17 protein-coding genes are annotated in these 19,221 nt (G+C 57.9%); 11 read left to right on the top strand and 6 right to left on the bottom strand.

Annotated elements, in window-relative coordinates; all coding sequences use genetic code 11:
* Positions 1–181 precede the first annotated feature (181 nt).
* Together BLW11_RS03425 and BLW11_RS03420 are read left to right on the top strand one after the other, a co-directional pair.
* Positions 182–709, top strand: a complete 528-nt coding sequence (locus tag BLW11_RS03425; protein WP_048360594.1) for a disulfide bond formation protein B — start codon at positions 182–184, stop codon at positions 707–709.
* Between the two features lie 191 nt (positions 710–900).
* Positions 901–1,371: an Rsd/AlgQ family anti-sigma factor gene (locus BLW11_RS03420; protein ID WP_048360593.1), complete on the top strand. Its 471-nt coding sequence runs from the start codon at positions 901–903 to the stop codon at positions 1,369–1,371.
* 58 nt (positions 1,372–1,429) lie between these two features.
* On the opposite strand, the gene BLW11_RS03415 is transcribed toward BLW11_RS03420, so the two are convergent.
* The gene (locus BLW11_RS03415; RefSeq protein WP_048360592.1) at positions 1,430–2,095 is read right to left on the bottom strand and encodes an FKBP-type peptidyl-prolyl cis-trans isomerase; all 666 of its coding nucleotides are present in this window, start codon (positions 2,093–2,095) and stop codon (positions 1,430–1,432) included.
* Between the two features lie 248 nt (positions 2,096–2,343).
* Between BLW11_RS03415 and BLW11_RS03410 the strand changes: the two genes are divergently transcribed.
* Positions 2,344–3,255 carry an AlgP family protein gene (locus BLW11_RS03410; protein ID WP_048360591.1) on the top strand — a complete coding sequence of 304 codons (912 nt, stop codon included), beginning with the start codon at positions 2,344–2,346 and terminating at the stop codon, positions 3,253–3,255.
* Here BLW11_RS03410 and BLW11_RS03405 read toward each other — a convergent pair.
* Positions 3,252–3,716 carry a TIGR02444 family protein gene (locus BLW11_RS03405; RefSeq protein ID WP_048360590.1) on the bottom strand — a complete coding sequence of 155 codons (465 nt, stop codon included), beginning with the start codon at positions 3,714–3,716 and terminating at the stop codon, positions 3,252–3,254. The genes BLW11_RS03410 and BLW11_RS03405 overlap by 4 nt on opposite strands.
* A gap of 50 nt (positions 3,717–3,766) precedes the next feature.
* Between BLW11_RS03405 and BLW11_RS03400 the strand changes: the two genes are divergently transcribed.
* From BLW11_RS03400 to BLW11_RS03385, 4 genes are all read left to right on the top strand, one after another.
* Positions 3,767–5,677 (top strand): ATP-binding cassette domain-containing protein, encoded by a 1,911-nt coding sequence (locus BLW11_RS03400; RefSeq protein ID WP_048360589.1) that lies wholly within the window; start codon positions 3,767–3,769, stop codon positions 5,675–5,677.
* Positions 5,677–6,234, top strand: a complete 558-nt coding sequence (locus BLW11_RS03395) for a mechanosensitive ion channel family protein (RefSeq protein WP_048360588.1) — start codon at positions 5,677–5,679, stop codon at positions 6,232–6,234. Before BLW11_RS03400 ends, BLW11_RS03395 begins: the two co-directional genes overlap by 1 nt.
* Positions 6,235–6,411: 177 nt before the next feature.
* Positions 6,412–7,044 (top strand): LysE family transporter, encoded by a 633-nt coding sequence (locus tag BLW11_RS03390; RefSeq protein WP_048360587.1) that lies wholly within the window; start codon positions 6,412–6,414, stop codon positions 7,042–7,044.
* 66 nt (positions 7,045–7,110) lie between these two features.
* The gene (locus BLW11_RS03385; protein ID WP_048360586.1) at positions 7,111–9,009 is read left to right on the top strand and encodes a cytochrome c/FTR1 family iron permease; all 1,899 of its coding nucleotides are present in this window, start codon (positions 7,111–7,113) and stop codon (positions 9,007–9,009) included.
* A gap of 110 nt (positions 9,010–9,119) precedes the next feature.
* On the opposite strand, the gene BLW11_RS03380 is transcribed toward BLW11_RS03385, so the two are convergent.
* The gene (locus BLW11_RS03380) at positions 9,120–10,109 is read right to left on the bottom strand and encodes a CgnE/CgnB domain-containing protein (protein ID WP_241486139.1); all 990 of its coding nucleotides are present in this window, start codon (positions 10,107–10,109) and stop codon (positions 9,120–9,122) included.
* Positions 10,110–10,530: 421 nt separating this feature from the next.
* Between BLW11_RS03380 and srmL the strand changes: the two genes are divergently transcribed.
* The gene (gene srmL / locus BLW11_RS03375; RefSeq protein WP_048360585.1) at positions 10,531–11,670 is read left to right on the top strand and encodes a PheS-related mystery ligase SrmL; all 1,140 of its coding nucleotides are present in this window, start codon (positions 10,531–10,533) and stop codon (positions 11,668–11,670) included.
* A 65-nt stretch (positions 11,671–11,735) separates the two neighbouring features.
* On the top strand, positions 11,736–12,188 hold the full coding sequence (locus BLW11_RS03370; protein WP_048360584.1) for a YaiI/YqxD family protein: 453 nt from the start codon (positions 11,736–11,738) through the stop codon (positions 12,186–12,188).
* On the opposite strand, the gene elbB is transcribed toward BLW11_RS03370, so the two are convergent.
* Positions 12,189–12,854 carry an isoprenoid biosynthesis glyoxalase ElbB gene (elbB, locus tag BLW11_RS03365; protein WP_048360583.1) on the bottom strand — a complete coding sequence of 222 codons (666 nt, stop codon included), beginning with the start codon at positions 12,852–12,854 and terminating at the stop codon, positions 12,189–12,191.
* Positions 12,855–12,962: 108 nt separating this feature from the next.
* Between elbB and BLW11_RS03360 the strand changes: the two genes are divergently transcribed.
* A complete protein-coding gene (locus tag BLW11_RS03360) occupies positions 12,963–14,201 on the top strand; it encodes a sterol desaturase family protein (protein WP_048360582.1) in 1,239 nt (412 codons plus the stop codon).
* Here the strand turns inward: BLW11_RS03360 and BLW11_RS03355 are convergent.
* A complete protein-coding gene (locus tag BLW11_RS03355) occupies positions 14,179–14,799 on the bottom strand; it encodes a DedA family protein (RefSeq protein ID WP_048360581.1) in 621 nt (206 codons plus the stop codon). The two genes, BLW11_RS03360 and BLW11_RS03355, sit on opposite strands and share 23 nt — an antisense overlap.
* A gap of 459 nt (positions 14,800–15,258) precedes the next feature.
* On the opposite strand from BLW11_RS03355, the gene ppk1 reads away from it, so the two are divergent.
* Positions 15,259–17,496, top strand: coding sequence for a polyphosphate kinase 1 (ppk1, locus tag BLW11_RS03350; RefSeq protein ID WP_048360580.1), 2,238 nt, complete (start codon positions 15,259–15,261; stop codon positions 17,494–17,496).
* 90 nt (positions 17,497–17,586) lie between these two features.
* Here ppk1 and ppx read toward each other — a convergent pair whose 3' ends face one another.
* Positions 17,587–19,089, bottom strand: coding sequence for an exopolyphosphatase (gene ppx / locus BLW11_RS03345; protein WP_048360579.1), 1,503 nt, complete (start codon positions 19,087–19,089; stop codon positions 17,587–17,589).
* Between the last annotated feature and the right edge of the window lie 132 nt (positions 19,090–19,221).

Genomic DNA, 19,221 nt, shown 5'->3' with positions numbered 1-19,221 from the left:
GCTTCAAACCGCAGCTTGATCGGGCGCGAGTTGCTGTTTCCTACGTGACTGGAACTCAATGCTTCGGGCTTCTGTCGGTAATTCCCTACTTCCTTCAAGACTTATCCGCTCAGGGGCATCTTGAAAGGGCCAATGGCTTTCATCTACCGTAACCAGCTGTCTCTTTTGTTACGGAAAAGCCATGTTCTTGGCAGGCTCACGTTTCGGTTTCTTTTTAGCCTTTCTTGCAGGCACCCTGGTGATGGGCGGCGCTCTTTACCTTCAGTACGGGTCCGGGCTCAAGCCTTGTTCTTTATGCCTGGTGCAGCGCTTTTTCTTGCTGGCTTTCTGTCTCGTCAACCTGGTGGCTTATGTCCATGGTCCGCAGCGCTTTGGTCTGCGGTGCTATTCAATTGCATCCACGTTACTGGCGCTTGGGGGCGCGGCGAGCGCCTTGCGGCAGATGAAGCTGCAACTGTTACCGCCTGAACAATTGATGTTTTGCCAGCCAGATCTGACGTTCCCCTGGCACGATCTGACGCCTGGTGAACTCTTTTCGATGATTTATAAGGGCGGCGAAGACTGCACGCATATTCACTGGAGCGTGTTTGATTTGAGCGCTCCCGAACTCAGCGTGCTGGCCTTTACCGGCCTGCTAGTGCTGAGCATCTTCCAGATTTTTCGCACAGACCACGGCGATAAATTACCCCCCGACTGCGACGCGGTGTAGCAGTCGGGATTAAACGCTTGTATGAACTTTCTCTCGTGCGTACCTTGAAGCAGTTGCCGAGCGGGCATAATCTGGCCCGCACGTATTACTGGAGTTATGCCGCCCAATGCCGGTGCAACCGCGCAGGTTTTGGTTCTCATAGGCCCGGCTAAAGTCGGGTGGCATGGGCCCACAAGGGAAGAGAGATCATCATGCTCGAAAGATGCGAGAGTGCTCAGGAACGTTTCAACGGCGTCCACCAGCTGGTTGATCGCTGGTTGCATGAGCGCCGTAAACTTGTGAAGGCTTATGCTGCTTTGATTGAGCAGCAAAATAACCCCAAGCGGGGACCGCAAAAAGAGTTTTGCCAGATCCTGGTCGACTACGTTTCTGCAGGTCATTTCGAAATTTACGAGCAACTCAATCAGGAGGCCAAAGCCTTCAACGATGAGCGCGGGCTGGCATTGGCTGAGACCATCTACCCGAGAATCAGCGTGATTACTGAAGCCGCTCTGGCCTTTAATGATCATTGCGACGGTAAAGCCCATCGCCCTGACTGCGAAAAGCTCGCAGAAGAAATCAAGATCCTGGGGGCTTTGCTTGACGAGCGCTTTGAGCTTGAAGACTGCTTGATCGAAGTGCTGCACAGTGCGCACAAGCAGAAAGAAGCGGCTCAGGCTTAAGCTGTAGTCGAGTCAAAAAAAGGTACGCCACGGCGTACCTTTTTTCGTTCATGGCCGGTCATTTTTTAACGGACAGCAGCTCGACTTCAAATACCAGCGGCGTGTAGGGGGCAATCAAGTCCCCTGCGCCCTCTGCCCCGTAGGCCTGGCTGGAAGGAAGTGCCAGTCGCCACTTCGCCCCGACAGGCATCTGCACCAGTGCACTGCGCCAGCCTGCGATCACGCTGTCCAGGCGAAACCATTGCGGCTGGGTGCTCTGGTCGAACACCGTACCGTCAGGCAGGCGGCCCACATAGTTTACGTATACCGAATCCTGTGCGTCGGGTTTTGCCCCCGTGCCGGGCTTGAGCTCGGTCAGGATGATGCCGTTTTCCAGTTCACGTGCCCGGGGCTGCTGTTTTTCTTTGAGCAAAAAATCGCGCTCGATACCCAGTGCGATGTCACTGCGGGACGGTTTTTGCGCATTGTCGGCCCGGGCTTGATGTTCGGCCAGAATCTGCTCGATGCGCTCATCACTCAGTGCCAGCGGCTTGCCTTGATAGGCCGTGCGCAGCCCCTCGAGCAATGCCTGGATCTGTAACTGCGGAACCTCTTCGCGCAAGCGCTCACCCAGGCTGGCACCCAGGCTGTAAGCGAGGTCGTGGGCGGTATCGGGGCTTGGGGGCGGGGCAGCCTGAACCCAGGGCGCCAGGCACAACAAGGACAACAAGAGGTAACGCGGCATTGGAGTTCTCCGGCCTGAGGTGCGGGGGATTATGCCAGCGCCCGAGTGTGCGTCGATGATTAAAATCGGGGGTTTAAAGGACGTTGGAGCGCCCGCAGAATTTACAGGGATTGGCGGTTAAAGATTGATCCAGCACAAGTTTTTAGACGACATGCAACCGGCAGCTATCCTTAGTGTCAACATGACCTAGCGGCGGTAGTTGCAGAGGTCTAGTATGAGCCGCACTCACTTCAGCCAGGAGGTAAACCATGTCGGCCAATAAGAAGCCCGTAAATACGCCGTTGCACTTGCTCCAACAACTCTCAGGCAGCCTGCTTGAGCATTTGGAAAACGCTTGCACCCAAGCGTTGGCTGATGCTGAGAAGCTGCTCGCCAAACTTGAAAAGCAGCGTGGCAAAACCCAGGAAAAACTGCACAAGGCTCGCGCCAAATTGCAGGATGCCGCTAACGCCGGCAAATCCAAAGCTCAGACCAAAGCCAAGGCTGTCGTCAAAGAGCTTGAGCAACTGCTCGACTCACTCAAAGACCGCCAGACTGAAACTCGCACCTATATCCTGCAACTCAAGCGCGATGCTCAAGAAAGCCTGAAACTGGCCCAGGGTATTGGCCGGGTCAAAGAAGCAGTGGGCAAGGCGTTGTCATCCCGTGACACCAAGCCTGCGGCAAACGCAAAAAAACCTGCGGCCAAAACAGCTTCCAAAGCACCCGCCAAGGCACCGGCAGCCGCTGCCGCCAAGCCCGCCGCCAAAGTCGCTGCGCCAAAACCGGCAGCAGCCCGCACGGCAAAACCTGCAGCGGCAAAAACCGCAGCGGCCAAACCTGCCGCCAAGCCCGTAGCGGCTAAAACAGCGGCTGCCAAACCTGCCGCCAGGCCCGCGGCGGCTAAACCGGCAGCGGTCAAGGCGCCGGCCAAACCTGCAGCTAAAACCGCAGCAGCCAAACCGGCCGCCAAGCCTGTCGCAGCGAAACCTGCGGTCAGAGCTGCAGCCAAACCGGTTGCAAAACCTGCCGTTAAAAAGCCAGTTGCGGCCAAACCTGCCGCAGCGAAACCTGCTGCGGCACCCGCCAAGCCAGCTGTAACGCCCGCAGCTGCCACACCTGCTGCTGCCCCTGCGCCAACCGCAACAAACTCGGCTACCACCCCAGCCAGCGCTTCCTAAGCATGGTTGATTGCGACGCGCAGCTGGTGCAGCGCGTCGCAATCAGGGTGGTCGGCATCGCTCGCCACCCTCTGCAGCCAATCGCACGTGTCTTGCGGTTGAGCTGTCGGCCAGCCCAGGGTCACTGACTCCAGGCGACGCAGTAACGTCTTCTCTGCTTCCAGCTCCAATGACTTGATCTGCGCGCGCAGCGCTGCAAGTGCATCATCGTGCGCGGCCGTTTTGCGCCAGTGTGTGCGCAGCTGCCGCAACGGTTGCACCACCTCGCGTTGCCAGGGCCCGGCACAGGCGTTCAATTGCCCAAGACGCAACTCGTCACAGGCCACGGCACGCTCTTGCAGCCAGGCCGCGCACAGCAGCAGGCACACATCCAGGCCCTGGTCTTGCAGGTGCAGGCACGCCTGCTCCACCCCTGGGCGGGCATAGAGGTTCAAACAGTAATTCCACAGATCAGTCTGCATAGTGCAATTCGCGCCAGTTGAGAGGGAAGCTGGTAGACTCCGCCGCCATTATGATCCGACTTCTGAACCTGACTTTACAGCGTGGCCCGCAACGTCTGCTAGAAGACGCCGAGCTGATCCTGCACGCCGGCCACAAAGCCGGTCTGGTCGGCGCCAATGGCGCCGGTAAATCCACCTTGTTCGCCTTGTTGCTGGGTGAGTTGACGCCTGATTCCGGGGATTGTCTGCTCCCGGCCGACTGGCGGATTGCCCATATGCGGCAGGAAATCGACACCCTCGACCGCATCGCGATCGACTACGTGCTCGATGGCGACCTGCGCTTGCGCCAAGTGCAAGCTGACCTGGCCAAGGCCGAGGCTGACGAGGACGGTGCCGCTCAGGCGCGCCTGCACTCTGAGCTGGACAGCGCAGACGGTTATACCGCCGATGCGCGGGCCCGCAAAATGCTCGCCGGGCTGGGGTTCACCAACGAACAAATGGACCGCCCGGTTGCCGACTTCTCCGGTGGCTGGCGGATGCGCCTTAACCTGGCGCAGGCCTTGATGTGCCCATCGGACCTGTTGTTGCTCGATGAACCGACCAACCACTTGGACCTCGACGCCATCCTGTGGCTGGAAGACTTCCTCAAGAACTACCCTGGCACCTTGCTGCTGATTTCCCACGACAGGGATTTCCTCGACGCCGTGGTCGACAATATCGCCCACGTAGACCAGCGCAAAATCACCCTCTACCGCGGTGGTTACAGCGCGTTCGAGCGTGCCCGTGCCGAGCGTCTGGCCCAGCAGCAACAGGCCTACGAGAAGCAGCAGGTGCAACGTGCGCACATGGAAAGCTACATCGCCCGCTTCAAGGCCCAGGCCACCAAGGCACGTCAGGCCCAGAGCCGGATCAAGGCCCTGGAGCGCATGGAAGAACTGAGCGCGGCCCATGTGGATTCGCCGTTCGATTTCGTGTTCCGTGAGGCGGTCAAGCTCTCCAGCCCGCTGCTCGATTTGTCCGATGCACGTCTGGGCTATGGCGACAAAACCATCCTGGAGAAGGTCAAGCTGCAGTTGGTTCCGGGGGCCCGTATCGGCTTGCTCGGGCCCAACGGCGCGGGTAAATCGACCCTGATCAAGAACCTGGCGGGTGAGCTTGAGCCGCTGTCGGGCCGTTTGGCCCGTGGCGAAAACCTGGTGGTGGGCTACTTTGCCCAGCACCAGCTCGACTCGCTGGACTCCAAGGCCAGCCCGTTGCTGCACATGCAGCGTCTGGCACCGGCTGAGCGTGAGCAAACGCTGCGCGACTTTCTCGGTGGTTTCGACTTCCGCGGTGCTCGCATCGACGAGCCGGTACTGAATTTCTCCGGCGGCGAAAAAGCCCGCCTGGCGCTGGCTCTGATCGCCTGGGGCCGGCCGAACCTGCTGCTGCTCGACGAACCGACCAACCACCTCGACCTCGAAATGCGTCTGGCACTGACCATGGCGCTGCAAGAGTTCAGCGGTGCGGTACTGGTGGTGTCTCACGATCGGCATTTGCTCAAAAGCACCACAGATGAATTTCTGCTGGTGGCCGACGGCAAGGTGCAGGAATTCGACGGCGACCTCGAAGACTATGCGCGCTGGCTGGCGGACTACCGTTTGCGCAACGCACCGGCGAGCAACACACCGGTTAACCCTGACAAGACCGATAAAAAGGCTCAGCGTCAGGCTGCTGCTGCGTTGCGTCAGCAACTGGCACCGCACAAGCGCGAAGCCGACAAGCTCGAAAGCGAGCTGGGCAAGGTCAACGAAAAACTGGCCAAAATCGAAACTAGCCTGGGCGACAGTGCGGTTTACGAGGCCGCGCGCAAAGACGAATTGCGTGATCTGCTGGCCGAACAGGCCAAGCTCAAAGTGCTGGAAGGTCAGCTGGAAGAGCGCTGGATGGAATCTCTGGAGTTGCTTGAGTCCATGCAAGCGGAACTGGAAGCCCTGTCCTGATGGAAGCTTTGCACTTGCCCTTGCCGGCCGAACTGATCGCACCGCTGTGGATCGGTTTGCAGATTCTGCTGATTCTGTTGGCCGGTTATTTCTCGCAGCGCGTTGTGGCTCGTTTCCTTACGCGTCTGGGTGAGCGTTATCCGTTTCCGCCGCAGCTGATGATGCCGCTGCGGGGCGGTTTGCGCTGGTTCATCATGGGCAGTGCAGTGATTGTCGTGCTGGAACGCCTGGGCGTCTCGGCCACCGTGTTGTGGACGGCGCTCTCGGGGTTTGTGGCGGTGGCGGCGATTGCCTTCTTCGCCATGTGGAGCGTGCTCTCCAACCTGCTTTGCGCGGTGCTGATCTTCACGGTGGGCCCGTTCCGCATTGGCGACGTGGTGGAGCTGCTCGACACCCTCGACAAGCCGGGCGTCAAAGGCCGGGTCGTGGCCATCAACCTGCTTTACACCACCCTGATCGAGCCCGCGGAAGCGGGTAGCGGCAGCAGCATGGTGCAAGTCCCCAACAGCCTGTTCTTTCAGCGTTCGGTACGCCGCTGGCGCGAAAGCGACCTTTAAAGGCACTGCTTATACCTGTAGCCGCTGCCGCAGGCTGCGATAAGGACCGAAGGACCTTCAGGAGGGTCGCTTCGCAACCCCTCGCAGCCTGCGGCAGCGGCTACAAAAAGTAGTGGTCAATTTTCGACCAACACATTAGCTTAAAGGACTTGTTACAGCTTTTGTCCGAGGTGTGCGATGTCGTTGGAAACGTGGTTGGCCTTCTTTGCTGCCTGTTGGGTTATCAGCCTGTCCCCCGGCGCGGGCGCGATTGCCTCGATGTCATGCGGGTTGCAATACGGCTTTTGGCGCGGCTACTGGAACGCCCTAGGCCTTCAACTGGGCCTGGCGTTGCAAATTGCGATTATCGCCGCCGGTGTCGGTGCAGTGCTCGCCGCCTCGTCCACCGCCTTCTATGCCATCAAATGGTTCGGCGTGGCCTACCTGATCTACCTCGCTGTCAAACAATGGCGTGCCCTGCCAGCAGATCTCAGTGATGACGCTGCCGTGCGCCCGATAGGCAAGCCGCTGGCGCTGGTCTTTCGTGGTTTCCTGGTCAACATCAGCAACCCCAAGGCGCTGGTTTTCATGCTCGCCGTGCTGCCCCAGTTTGTAGACCCTAACGCGCCGCTGGTGTCCCAATACCTGACGCTGGGCGTCACCATGATCTGCGTCGACCTGATCGTCATGGCCGGTTACACGGGGCTGGCGTCCAAGGTCCTGCGTTTGCTGCGCACCCCCAAACAACAGCGACGCATGAACCGCACCTTTGCCGGTCTGTTCTTGGGCGCGGCGGGTTTTATTGCGACATTGCACCGCGCCACCACCTAAAAATCTTGAGTCGCGGTCATTGGAAGTGAACAATGTGTTACTTCTCATTTCCATCCGGATTTATTAATGACCGCCCGCCCGCGTTTTTTTGCTTGGCTGATGTTGCCAGTGCTCGCGTTGTGCAGCCTTGTTGTGTCTGCCAACTCCCCGGAAGGCGCCTCACAAGCGCTGCATCTGATCGACTACATCGGCGCGGACTACCCGCCTACGGTTGAAGACGGCAAGGTCATCGATGAAACCGAGTACCGCGAGCAACTGGAGTTCCTGACCGTCCTCAAGGGCTTGATCGCAGGCCTGCCAGAGCGCCCTGAACGTGCCGAGCTGGCCCAAGGCGTGAATGCCTTGCAAACTGCCATCGAACAGCGCAAAGACGGCGCCACCGTTGCCCGTGAAGCGCGGCAGCTGGGAGCCAGGCTGGCTGTGGCCTACGAGGTCAGTCAGGCGCCCGTGATTACCCCCGATCCAACCCGCGGTGCACCGCTGTACGCCCAGCATTGTTCGGTATGCCACGGTGAAACCGGCGCCGGTGATGGCCCGGCCAGTGTCGGCATGACGCCGCCTCCGGCTAACCTGCGCGATGTGCAGCGTCTGGACCGTCTGAGCCTCTACGCGATCTACAACACGTTGGGCCTGGGCGTTGAAGGCACGGACATGCCGTCGTTTGCCGATCAACTGGACGAGCGCCAGCGCTGGGACCTGGCCACCTATATCGCAGGCTTGAGTGCTGATCCTGCGGCGGTAAAAGCGGACAAAACCTACAACCTGGCGGACCTGGCCCGTCAAACCCCGAATGAAGTGCTGGCGGCCGAAGGCCCCGAGGCGACCGCGACCTTCCGTGCCCAGAGGGCTCAACCACCCCAGGTCAAACGCGGCCCGTCGCAGTTGCTCGACTACACCGGCGCCACCCTGGACAAAAGCCTCGCGGCCTATCGCGCCGGCGATCGCGAGCAGGCCTACGACCTGTCGGTAGCGGCTTACCTGGAAGGCTTTGAGCTGGTCGAAAGCTCCCTGGATAACGTCGACGCCAACGTGCGTAAAAACACTGAAAAAGCCCTGATGGCTTATCGGCAATCGTTGCAGGACGGTTTGCCGCTTGAGCAAGTCGAGCAGCGGCTGGACACCGCTAAAGCCTTGCTCAAAGAATCAGCCGGGCTGCTGGGCAGCGATGGCTTGAGCTGGACCTTGAGCTATGTCTCGGGCTTGCTGATTTTGCTGCGCGAAGGCCTGGAAGCGATTTTGGTCCTGGCCGCGATCCTGGCTTTTCTGCGCAATACCGGCCAGCAATCGGCGGTGCGCAGCGTCAACATTGGCTGGGGCCTGGCACTGGTTGCAGGTCTCGCTACGTGGGCGCTGGCCGCTTATGTCATTGACGTCAGCGGCGCCCAGCGCGAACTGCTTGAAGGGTGTACCGCCTTGTTCGCCAGCGTCATGGTGCTGTGGCTGGGCGTATGGATGCACGACCGCCGCCACGCGGCTGCATGGCAGGACTACATCAAAAGCAGTCTGGTCAGCGGTGGCGGGCGCTTTGGTTTTGCGATCCTGGCGTTTTTCTCGGTGTACCGCGAGTTGTTCGAAGTGATCCTGTTCTACGAGACCCTGTGGCTGCAAGCCGGGCCTGCGGGTCATAACGCCGTATTGGCGGGCGGCGCCACGGCGCTGGTGTTGCTGATGGGGCTGGCGTGGATAATCCTGCGCGGCTCGGCCAAGTTGCCATTGGCGCTGTTCTTCAGCATCAACGCGGCGTTGCTGTGCGCGCTGTCAGTAGTGTTCGCCGGGCATGGCGTAAAAGCGCTGCAAGAGGCCGGTATTTTCGGTACGCGGCCGGTGGCGTTCTTCGACTTCGACTGGTTGGGTATTCATGCGGATGCCTACTCGCTGGCTGCACAGGCAGTCGCTATCCTGGCGATTATCGTGCTGTACAGCCGCAGCAAACTGGCGGAAAAGCGCCGGGTGCAGGCTTCGTAAGCATTGAAGCATTTCTGGTAAGCCACATACTTCCTGTGTGGCTTACCAGCGGTTAAAGCAACTCGGCATGACGTGCTTAATCTGTATTTTCGTTGCGCTATTGCGCTTGTTTACCCTGGTGAAGGCCTGAACGCCACACCAGGGCTTAGAAAGTCGATGTGGTAACCCGACGAACCATCGCCTAATGCAACATGCACTCCGCTAATGCCTTCGTTCATTTGAGCGTTGATACGATAATCAATAAACGGCGCTATAGCTTTATTCACCCCGACTGCAAATTCTGTCAGCTTTAATCCCCGAACACCTGCCGCACAGTTCAGTAATTCTTTGTGTTCTGTATCGTTGATCCGGAATGAGGTGAGGATGTTGTTTTCTACCGTCAAGAGTGCGGTGTGTTGTGCAACATTATGGGTGAGTTTTTCAAGGGCTATCTTTAGTGCTATATCTGTTGATGTGGGGGGCTTTCTAAGTACGGTAAGAATGCCAGAGATTGTCAGGTGTCCATTGAACTGGAATGGGCAAGGTGCATGTGCATTCATGTGGGCAAAGTGCACTTCGAAGAACTCAGCTATTGAGTGTATAAAATAACTGTTTATATCTTCTTTGATCATGGCGTATGGGGTGGCTTGCTCTGAAATAGTGACGCGAGCCTGAGAGTTCCCTCCGTCCAAATTGAACTGCCTGCACGAATCAAGCTGCGTCAAGACAAGCCGCTGCTTTTGCAGTGCATCGTCAAAGTCACTCTTCAGGATAAGGTCCAGCCCATAGAGTGCACTCTTGACGGACGCTTCGAAAACGTGGACCGCACAAAAAACACTTTTTTTGGCAGGGGTCTGCTTCGCAATTTCGAAGGTGCGTCTAGCGGCTTCATTGCAAAAGGCAAAGACGAGACTTTGTGCTGGAAGAAACTCTATTTCATTAAGCGATTGTGTCTTAAAGCCCTGGGCAGTACACCTTTGAAGGAAAATAGTATTGTCGGAGACGATCCACGAGTCTTTTAAGTTGAAAGGGACGTTGTTGGCAGGCACAGGCATACCCTCCAAGGGGAAGTGGGCGCCAATTAATATTCTTTCTTTGTCTTGGCGCTCACGTGCATACATGGTCCACTCAATCTGGCTGGTAAGCCCAGGCAAGTGGAGCCCATCCGAAGTTGTCCGGGTCGGATGTGGTTCGGTTTAATTTTGGTTTCGATAGAATTGAGTTAGTCATTATTTGTCCTCGCTGTGTAGGGTAAGAAGTGTATGTTGGATGCCTGAGTGCTTCAGGAGGTCGCTATGTTAGGACTAATGGTCAGCAGGTTGAAGTGGTATTTCTTGTGTTTTTATATTGATTCTCTATTGCGTGATTCTCATTTGGTGAATTTGGATATTAGTGTAGGAGTTGTATGTAGGCATTGTCTGATATTTAACCGCTTTCAGGCTTTTATTGATTTTCTGTTGTGAGTTAAAGCGTATTTGATCTAGATTTTGCTCTCTGTTTAATACTCATTGGTATTTGCCCTGATTCAAGTGAGGAGTCGTTATGCTTTCGTCAAAAAAGTATATTTGCGCACGCTCGGTTAGCAATGCTCTTGAGCTTTGCGATCTCACAGAAGTGGACAACCCAGCGCATGCCATCGGGCTGTTGTTGAGTGAGGTACTTGAGGGCTTGGTGATGCGGGGTTGGCCTGCTGGCCAGATTCTTAGAGGCCCGCGAATTGTTTCTGCCCAAGAGAACTATGGGTTGCTTGGCTATGACCCTGCGGAAGTCACATTAGGCAGTGAGCACACGCGCTGGGTGGATGAGCATTCGCTCTTGCGTACTCAAACTACCAGTCAAATCCCACGGGCTTTGCAGCGTGTCTCGCAGGACCGCAAAGCAGGGGAGATCATCCTGTTGGCGGCTCCCGGTATTACATTCAGGCGAGATAGCCGCGACAGATGGCACTGTGCTGAGCCACATCAGATGGATATTTGGCTACTCGGTGATCCAGCACTTTCAACACGCATGCATTTGCTGAAACTGGTGGGTGACATCCTTGAGTGTTCCGTACCCAACATGGCGTGGGTATACAGTGACAGTCCGCACCACTACACCGAAGGCGGAATCGAGGTAAACCTGATCTCGCAGGAGCAACCGGTCGAAGTGCTTGAGTGTGGGTGTATTGCACCCTCGCTTTTGCAACGACTAGGTATTGATCCTGCCAAGCATGGTGGTTTGGCATTGGGCATGGGCTTGGACCGCCTGACCATGTTACGCAAGGGCATACCCGATATTCGCTTGTTACGCGACCCTGATGATCGTGTTCAGGCCCAGATGCATGATTTGCAACCTTGGCAGGCCGTTTCGCGGTTGCCTTGCATCACGCGTGATATCTCCCTTGCAGTGACGCCGGGCTTGAGTGAAGAGGTTCTGACCGAAAAGATGTTGCTGGCTGCGGGTGATTGCTCGGCCTGGATTGAAGAAATGCAAGTCAAAGGGCGTTGGGCTGTGGATGAGTTGCCCGTACAGGCAATTGAACGGCTTGGGCTTTTACCGGGGCAAGAAAACGTTTTATTGCGGGTTGTACTGCGGGACTGTTCACGTTCCATTACGACGTTAGAAGCCAATGCGTTATATGAGCGTATTCAGTCTGCTTTGCATGAAGGCGTTGAAGGTGGAGGTTACAAGATCAAGGGTTGAGCCAGTACTCCGTTCTGCTTGGCTTGCAGGTGATAGCCTTAGCCCATTTTTCAGGAGTTACCCCCATGCGTGTCTGGATCGACGCCGACGCTTGTCCCAAGGCCGCCAAGGATCAGGTCATCAAGTTTGCGCTAAAGCGTCAGTTCGAGGTGGTGCTGGTGGCGGGGCAGAGTCAGATCAAGCCAACGTACGCGCTGGTCAAATTGATCGTGGTGCCCAGTGGCCCGGATGCGGCAGATGATTATCTAGTGGAACATGCAGTGCCCGGCGAGCTGGTGATTTGCAGCGATGTGCCGCTGGCCGACCGGCTGGTGAAAAAGGGCGTGGCGGCGCTGGACCCGCGGGGCAAGGAGTTTGACCCGCAGAACATGGGGGAGCGCCTGGCGGTGCGCAATCTGTTTACCGACCTGCGTGAGCAAGGCCAGATGGGCGGCGGGCAGGGCGCGTATGGCGAACGCGAAAAGCAGGCGTTCGCCAACTCGCTGGACCGTATCCTGACCCGGTTGTCGCGAGGCTGATCAGGCTTTTTGGGTCAGCTCCAGCACGCGGTCAACCATTTTGTTGATCCCGGATGCCGCCTCGCTGATGGACTGGGCGAGCATGTAGGCCGGGGTGCTCACCAGTTTGCGGGCCTTGTCTTCGACAATTTCCGCCACTTCACAGTCTTCGTGGGTGCCACCCATTTTGATCACGGCCGCGGCGGTATCGGCGTCGTTGCCGATGGTGCAGACCACGCCCGGGCCGTAAATCTTGGCGGCGATGGCGGGGGAGATGCACATCAGGCCAATGGGCTTGCACGCTTGCGCAAAGGCTTCGGCCAGGTTCAGCACATCCGCCTGAACCGAGCACGCGGCGCCTTCAGTGGCAAAGCTGGAGAGGTTTTTGGCTGCGCCAAACCCGCCCGGCACGATCAGGGCGTCAAAGTCCTCGACCCTGGCTTCACGAATATCCTTGATGTCACCTCGGGCAATACGCGCTGATTCCACCAGTACGTTGCGCGTTTCGGGCATCTGCTCGCCGGTCAGGTGGTTGATGACGTGCAGTTGGGCAATGTCGGGGGCAAAGCATTGCACTTTGGCGCCGCGCTGATCGAGGCGCAGCAGGGTGATCACGCTTTCGTGGATCTCTGCGCCGTCATAGACGCCACAGCCAGAAAGAATGACGGCAACTTTTTTGGTGGTCATGTCGGTCTCCTTGTTCATGGCGTTAATGTCGCCTGATTTGGCGCTTGATGCCATAGGGTTTCGTGCGAAGTCGGCCTACGCTTGATGGATCGTCGCTCGGGGTGTGCCATGAAGCTGATTCTGTATGCAGTACCGTTTTTCTTTGTGCTGATTGCTGTCGAGCTGCTGGCCGACCGCTGGCGCGGGATGCGCACCTATCGCCTGGCGGACACCATCAGCAGCCTGAGCGCCGGCGTACTGTCGACCACCACCGGCTTGTTGACCAAGGGCGTGGGTTTGATCTCCTACGCGCTCGCGCTCAAGTACCTGGCATTGCTGCAACTGCCCGAAGACAGCCTGTGGGTCTGGCTGTTTGCTTTCGTGTTCTATGACTTTTGCTACTACTGGCACCACCGTCTCGGGCATGAGCGCAACGTGCTGTGGGCCGCGCATTCGGTGCATCACCAGAGCGAAGACTACAACCTGTCTACGGCCCTTCGGCAAACCAGTACCGGCTTCGTATTTGGCTGGATCTTTTACCTGCCAATGGCGGTGCTGGGTGTGCCGCTGCTGGTGTTTGTCACTGTGGCCACGCTTAACCTGCTCTATCAGTTCTGGGTCCATACCCGGCATGTGCCCAAGTTGGGCTGGTTTGAGTGGTTCTTCGTGTCACCTTCCAATCACCGGGCCCACCATGCGCAAAATGCTCTCTATATGGATCGAAATTACGGCGGGGTGTTCATTTTCTGGGACCGGTTGTTTGGCACGTTTCAGGAGGAGGACGACGCCGAACCGGTGATTTTCGGGGTGACCACACCCCTGCAGAGCTGGAACCCGCTCTGGGCCAATTGGCAGTTCTATGGCCAGTTACTGGCCGATGCGCGACGCGCCGAACGTTGGCAGGACAAGCTGCGGATCTGGTTTATGCCCACGGGCTGGCGCCCGGCGGATGTGGCGGCCAAGTACCCGATGAGTAAGCCGGAGTTGAGCCGGTTCGAGAAATTCGAAGTGGCAATGCCGCTACGCCAACAGCTGTATATCGCAGGGCAATTCACGGTGTATGTGGCGCTGGGCAGTTACCTGCTGAACCTGGGTGAGATGCTGCCGGCCCAGGCATTGACGCTGGGGTGGGGCTACATGGCGTTCGGGTTGTTTGTATTGGGGGCGGGCCTGGAGAACCGGCCCTGGGCGTTGAAGCTTGAGTGGCTGCGCCTGGCGCTGAACGTGCCACTGGTGTGGCTGGCCCCTTGGGTGGGGCTGTGGCCGGCCAGCGCATTGGGCTGGGTCGGCCTGTTCAGTTACACGGCGTTGAGCGTGATGGGTCTGTACGTGTGCAGGAACCGCATCACTCAGCTGGCGGGTTGCTGACTTCGGCGCTGGCCTTGTTCTTCTCTTCGAGAGCGGTCTGTTTGGCCTGTCGCGCGGTCTTGAAGCGTCGACGGGCCCACAGGCCCAGGCCGATCAGCAGCAAGGCACCCAGTACCCACAGCTCATACTTCTTGACGTTGCCCAGCAAGCCTTCGAGCACCGCGCCGAAGTGGTAAGCGGCGGTTGCCAGCGCGATGGCCCAGATGGCAGCACCAATGCCGTTGAGCAGCAAGTAGCGGCCCGGCGGGTAGCCCGACAGGCCAATGGCTACAGGCATGACAGTACGCAGGCCGTAGACGAAGCGGAAACTCAAGACCCAGATGTCCGGGTGCTTGCGGATATGCTCCAGCGCCTTGTCGCCCATGAGTTGCCAGCGCGGTTTGCGCGCCAACAGTTTGCGGCCGTGCTTGCGCCCCAGGAAGTACCACAGCTGGTCGCCGGCATAACTGCCGAGGAACGCCACGATCATGACCAGTTTGAGGTCCATGTATCCGCGGAACGCCAAGAAGCCTGCGAGAACCAGAATGGTCTCACCTTCAAAGAACGTCCCTAGAAACAGGGCGAAGTAACCGAATTCTTGAAGAAATTGTTGGAGCATTGTCTGGATGCTGGCGAAATGAACGCGCAGCCTACGCCTTAAGGGACGTTCGGGAAAGTATCGAAATGTGTCTTTGCGTTAACAAATCCTACAAATCATGTGTATTTGACCTACATCATTAGCGTTGTCATCTAGTGTTCATGGCGAGGCGCTATAAAGGTGCGCGCGCGAAGTTACTGCCCATTGTCACGCGGTGTAGCCGCTGCCGAAGGCTGCGATGGGACGCGCAGCGGCCCCGTGACGTCGAAGGTCCTGCGGCCCTTATCGCAGCCTTTGGCAGCGACTACAGGAGGCGGGCTTCAGAACAAATTCAACAATTGACCCTCTAACCAGGCTCTAGCCCGCATAAAGCGCCTTTGAGCGGTTTAAACCCACAGGCGTTGGTGGCATTCTGGCAGCTTGACTGATGGCACCGCTTAACTGTTACGAGAGTCAAACCCGCTCTTACAGGAACATTCAATGAATACCGAAGGACTTGCAGAAATCGTTGCCACTGAAGCTCAGCCGATTGTTGAGCCGGTCCACGAAACTCCGCCTGTACCGCAAGGCCACGCGCCTGCTGCGGCCGAGACGCACGCGGCGGTGCATCCGGCGATTGCCATTCCTGGCCTAGATGACAGCAGCCTGTATATCCATCGTGAGCTGTCGCAGTTGCAGTTCAACATTCGCGTGCTGGAACAAGCGCTGGACGAGTCCTATCCGCTGCTTGAGCGCTTGAAGTTTCTGCTGATTTTCTCCAGTAACCTGGATGAGTTCTTTGAAATCCGCGTGGCGGGCCTGAAGAAGCAAATCACCTTCGCCCGTGAACAGGCAGGTGCCGATGGCTTGCAGCCGCATCAGGCACTGGCCCGCATCAGTGAGCTGGTCCACGGCCATGTTGATCGCCAATACGCGATCCTCAACGACATTCTGTTGCCAGAGCTTGAAAAGCATCAGGTGCGTTTCATTCGTCGCCGTCACTGGAACACCAAAATCAAAGCGTGGGTACGCAAGTTCTTCCGCGACGAAATTGCCCCGATCATCACCCCGATCGGGCTGGACCCGACGCACCCGTTTCCGTTGCTGGTGAACAAGAGCCTGAACTTTATCGTCGAGCTTGAAGGTATTGATGCCTTTGGCCGTGATTCGGGCCTGGCGATTATCCCGGCACCGCGCCTGTTGCCGCGCGTGATCAAGTTGCCTGAAGAAGTGGGCGGTGCGGGGGACAACTACGTGTTCCTGTCGTCGATGATTCACGCTCACGCCGATGACCTGTTTCAAGGCATGAAGGTCAAGGGTTGCTACCAGTTCCGCCTGACCCGTAACGCTGATCTTGCAGTCGATACCGAAGATGTAGAAGACCTGGCCCGCGCCCTGCGTGGCGAGTTGTTCTCACGTCGATACGGCGATGCCGTGCGCCTGGAAGTGGCTGACACGTGCCCCAAGCATCTGTCCGACTACCTGCTCAAGCAATTCAGCCTGCACGAAACCGAGTTGTATCAGGTCAATGGCCCGGTAAACCTGACGCGGCTGTTCAGCATCACGGGGCTCGACAGCCACCCGGAGCTGCAATACACGCCGTTTACCCCGGCGATCCCCAAGCTGTTGCAGAACAGCGAGAACATTTTCAGCGTGGTCAGCAAGCAGGACATCTTGCTGCTGCACCCGTTTGAATCCTTTACGCCGGTGGTTGATTTGCTGCGCCAGGCGGCCAAGGACCCCCATGTGCTGGCCGTGCGCCAAACCCTGTATCGCAGCGGCGCCAACTCGGAAATCGTGGATGCGCTGGTCGATGCGGCGCGTAACGGTAAAGAAGTCACGGTGGTGATCGAGCTGCGTGCGCGTTTTGACGAAGAGTCCAACCTGCAACTGGCCAGCCGTCTGCAAGCGGCCGGTGCGGTGGTGATCTACGGTGTGGTTGGTTTCAAGACCCACGCCAAGATGATGCTGATCCTGCGTCGTGAGGCGGGGGAGATCGTGCGTTACGCGCACTTGGGTACCGGCAACTATCACGCTGGTAACGCCAAGCTCTACACCGATTACAGCCTGCTGACCTCGGACGACGCGCTGTGTGAAGACGTGGGCAAGTTGTTCAGCCAGTTGATTGGCATGGGCAAGACGCTGCGCATGAAAAAACTGCTGCATGCGCCGTTTACGTTGAAAAAGGGCATGCTCGACATGATTGCCCGCGAGACCCAGTTCGCGGTCGAAGGCAAGCCAGCGCACATCATTGCCAAGTTCAACTCGCTGACCGATCCGAAAATCATCCGTGCGCTGTACAAAGCCAGCCAGGCAGGCGTGCGAATCGATCTGGTTGTGCGTGGGATGTGCTGCCTGCGTCCGGGCATTCCGGGTGTCTCGCACAATATCCACGTGCGCTCGATCATCGGTCGCTTCCTGGAGCACACGCGGGTGTTCTACTTCCTCAACGGCGGCGAAGAGCAGATGTTCCTGTCGAGTGCTGACTGGATGGAGCGCAACCTCGATAAACGCGTCGAGACGTGCTTCCCGGTAGAGGGTAAAAAGCTGATTCTGCGGGTCAAGAAAGAGCTGGAATGCTACCTGACTGACAACACCCATAGCTGGAGCCTGCAGTCGGACGGCCGTTACATTCGTAACACGCCAACCGGCAACCAGAACCCGCGCAGCGCCCAGGCAACACTGCTGGAGCGTCTGAGCCTGCCAGTGCTGACGGTTAGCACCGGGCCTTCGGTGTAACGCAGCTGCCCTTGTGGGAGCGAGCCTGCTAGCGAATAACCTTCGCGAGCAGGCCCGCCCCCACATTTGTCTGGTTTGAGGGGCGTTGCGTCAAGACACCGACAACACAATCCCTACCCGTTCCAGCCATTGTGCTTCTTGTTCGAAGTCGGCCTGGGTCAGCGGGTTTTGTTCAAGCCAGCCCTCCGGGAAGATCACTTCCAGGTGGTCGCCCTCGGCGCGCAGCTTCACCTGCGACGCTTCCTGGTTGCCACGGATGTGGTAGAACAGGATCGCAAAGCGCAGCAGCACGCACAGGCGAATCAGCTTGATCCCGTCCTCGCCAAAGTCGGCGAACTTGTCTTTTGGAATGTTTCGACGATGACCGCGCACCAGCAGCGCGAGCATTTGCTGGTCTTCGCGTGAAAAACCGGCCAGGTCGGAGTGCTCGATCAAGTAGGCGCCGTGCTTGTGGTAGTGATAGTGGGCAATGTCCAGGCCCACTTCGTGCACCTTGGCCGCCCAGCTCAGCAGTTCACGCCACACACCGTCTTTCAGGTCCCACGACTTGGCCACCTGGTCAAAGGCGCGCAGGGCTTTGCGTTCCACCCGGGCCGCTTGCTCGTGGTCGACGTGGTAACGCTCCATCAGCGAGCCGAGAGTGCGCTCACGCACGTCTTCATGGTGGTGGCGGCCCAGCAGGTCGTACAGCACGCCTTCACGCAGCGCGCCGTCACAGTGATCCATGCGCTGGAGTTCAAGGGCGTCGAACACCGCCTCAAGAATCGCCAGGCCGGCCGGAAAGATGGTGCGACGGTCAGGCTTGATGCCTTCAAAGTCGATCTTGTCCGCTTCGCCCAGCTTGAACAGCTTGCGCTTGAGCCAGGACAGGCCTTCGGCGTTCACTTCGCCGTTGCCGTGGCCGCCTGCCTTGAGGGCCAGGCCAATCGCTCGAATAGTGCCCGAGGAGCCGATGGCTTCATCCCAGGTCAAACGGTGCAAGGCGTGCTCAATACTCATGATTTCGAGGCGCGCTGCCGTGTAAGCCTGAGCATAACGGGCGGGTGTGATCTTGCCGTCGCGGAAATAACGCTGGGTGTAGCTGACGCAGCCCATCTGCAGGCTTTCGCGCAGTAGCGGTTCAAAGCGCTGGCCGATGATGAATTCGGTACTGCCGCCGCCAATGTCGGCGACCAGGCGTTTGCCCGGGGTGTCGGCCAGGGTGTGGGACACGCCAAGATAGATGAGGCGCGCCTCTTCACGACCGGAAATGACTTCGACGGTGTGGCCCAGAATCTCTTCAGCGCGCACGATAAATTCGTTACGGTTGCGCGCCTCACGTAATGCGTTAGTCCCCACAATACGCACAGCGCCCAACGGCATGCCGTTGATCAGCTGGGCAAAACGCTTGAGGCAATCGAGCCCGCGCTGCATGGATTCTTCGTTGAGCTTGCGGTCTTCGTCGATGCCGGCAGCTAACTGCACCTTTTCTCCAAGACGCTCAAGAATGCGGATTTCGCCATTCTGGGCCTTGGCCACCACCATGTGAAAGCTGTTAGAACCCAGATCGATGGCGGCGATCAGGGACGGATTCTTGGCTTGGGATTGGGGCATGGTTGAGGGGTCTCGGTCGATAACCTGTTCATCGTGCCACGATCAAACGCTCGCGCCAACGCGCGATGTCAGATGCATTGATATGGAGCACGAAAGCAATAACGTTAGCTGTTCCAGGACAACTCGTATTTT

It is taken from the genome of Pseudomonas deceptionensis (assembly GCF_900106095.1).
Taxonomy (GTDB): Bacteria; Pseudomonadota; Gammaproteobacteria; order Pseudomonadales; family Pseudomonadaceae; genus Aquipseudomonas; species Aquipseudomonas deceptionensis.
This window is presented reverse-complemented; position numbering and strand designations above follow the sequence as displayed.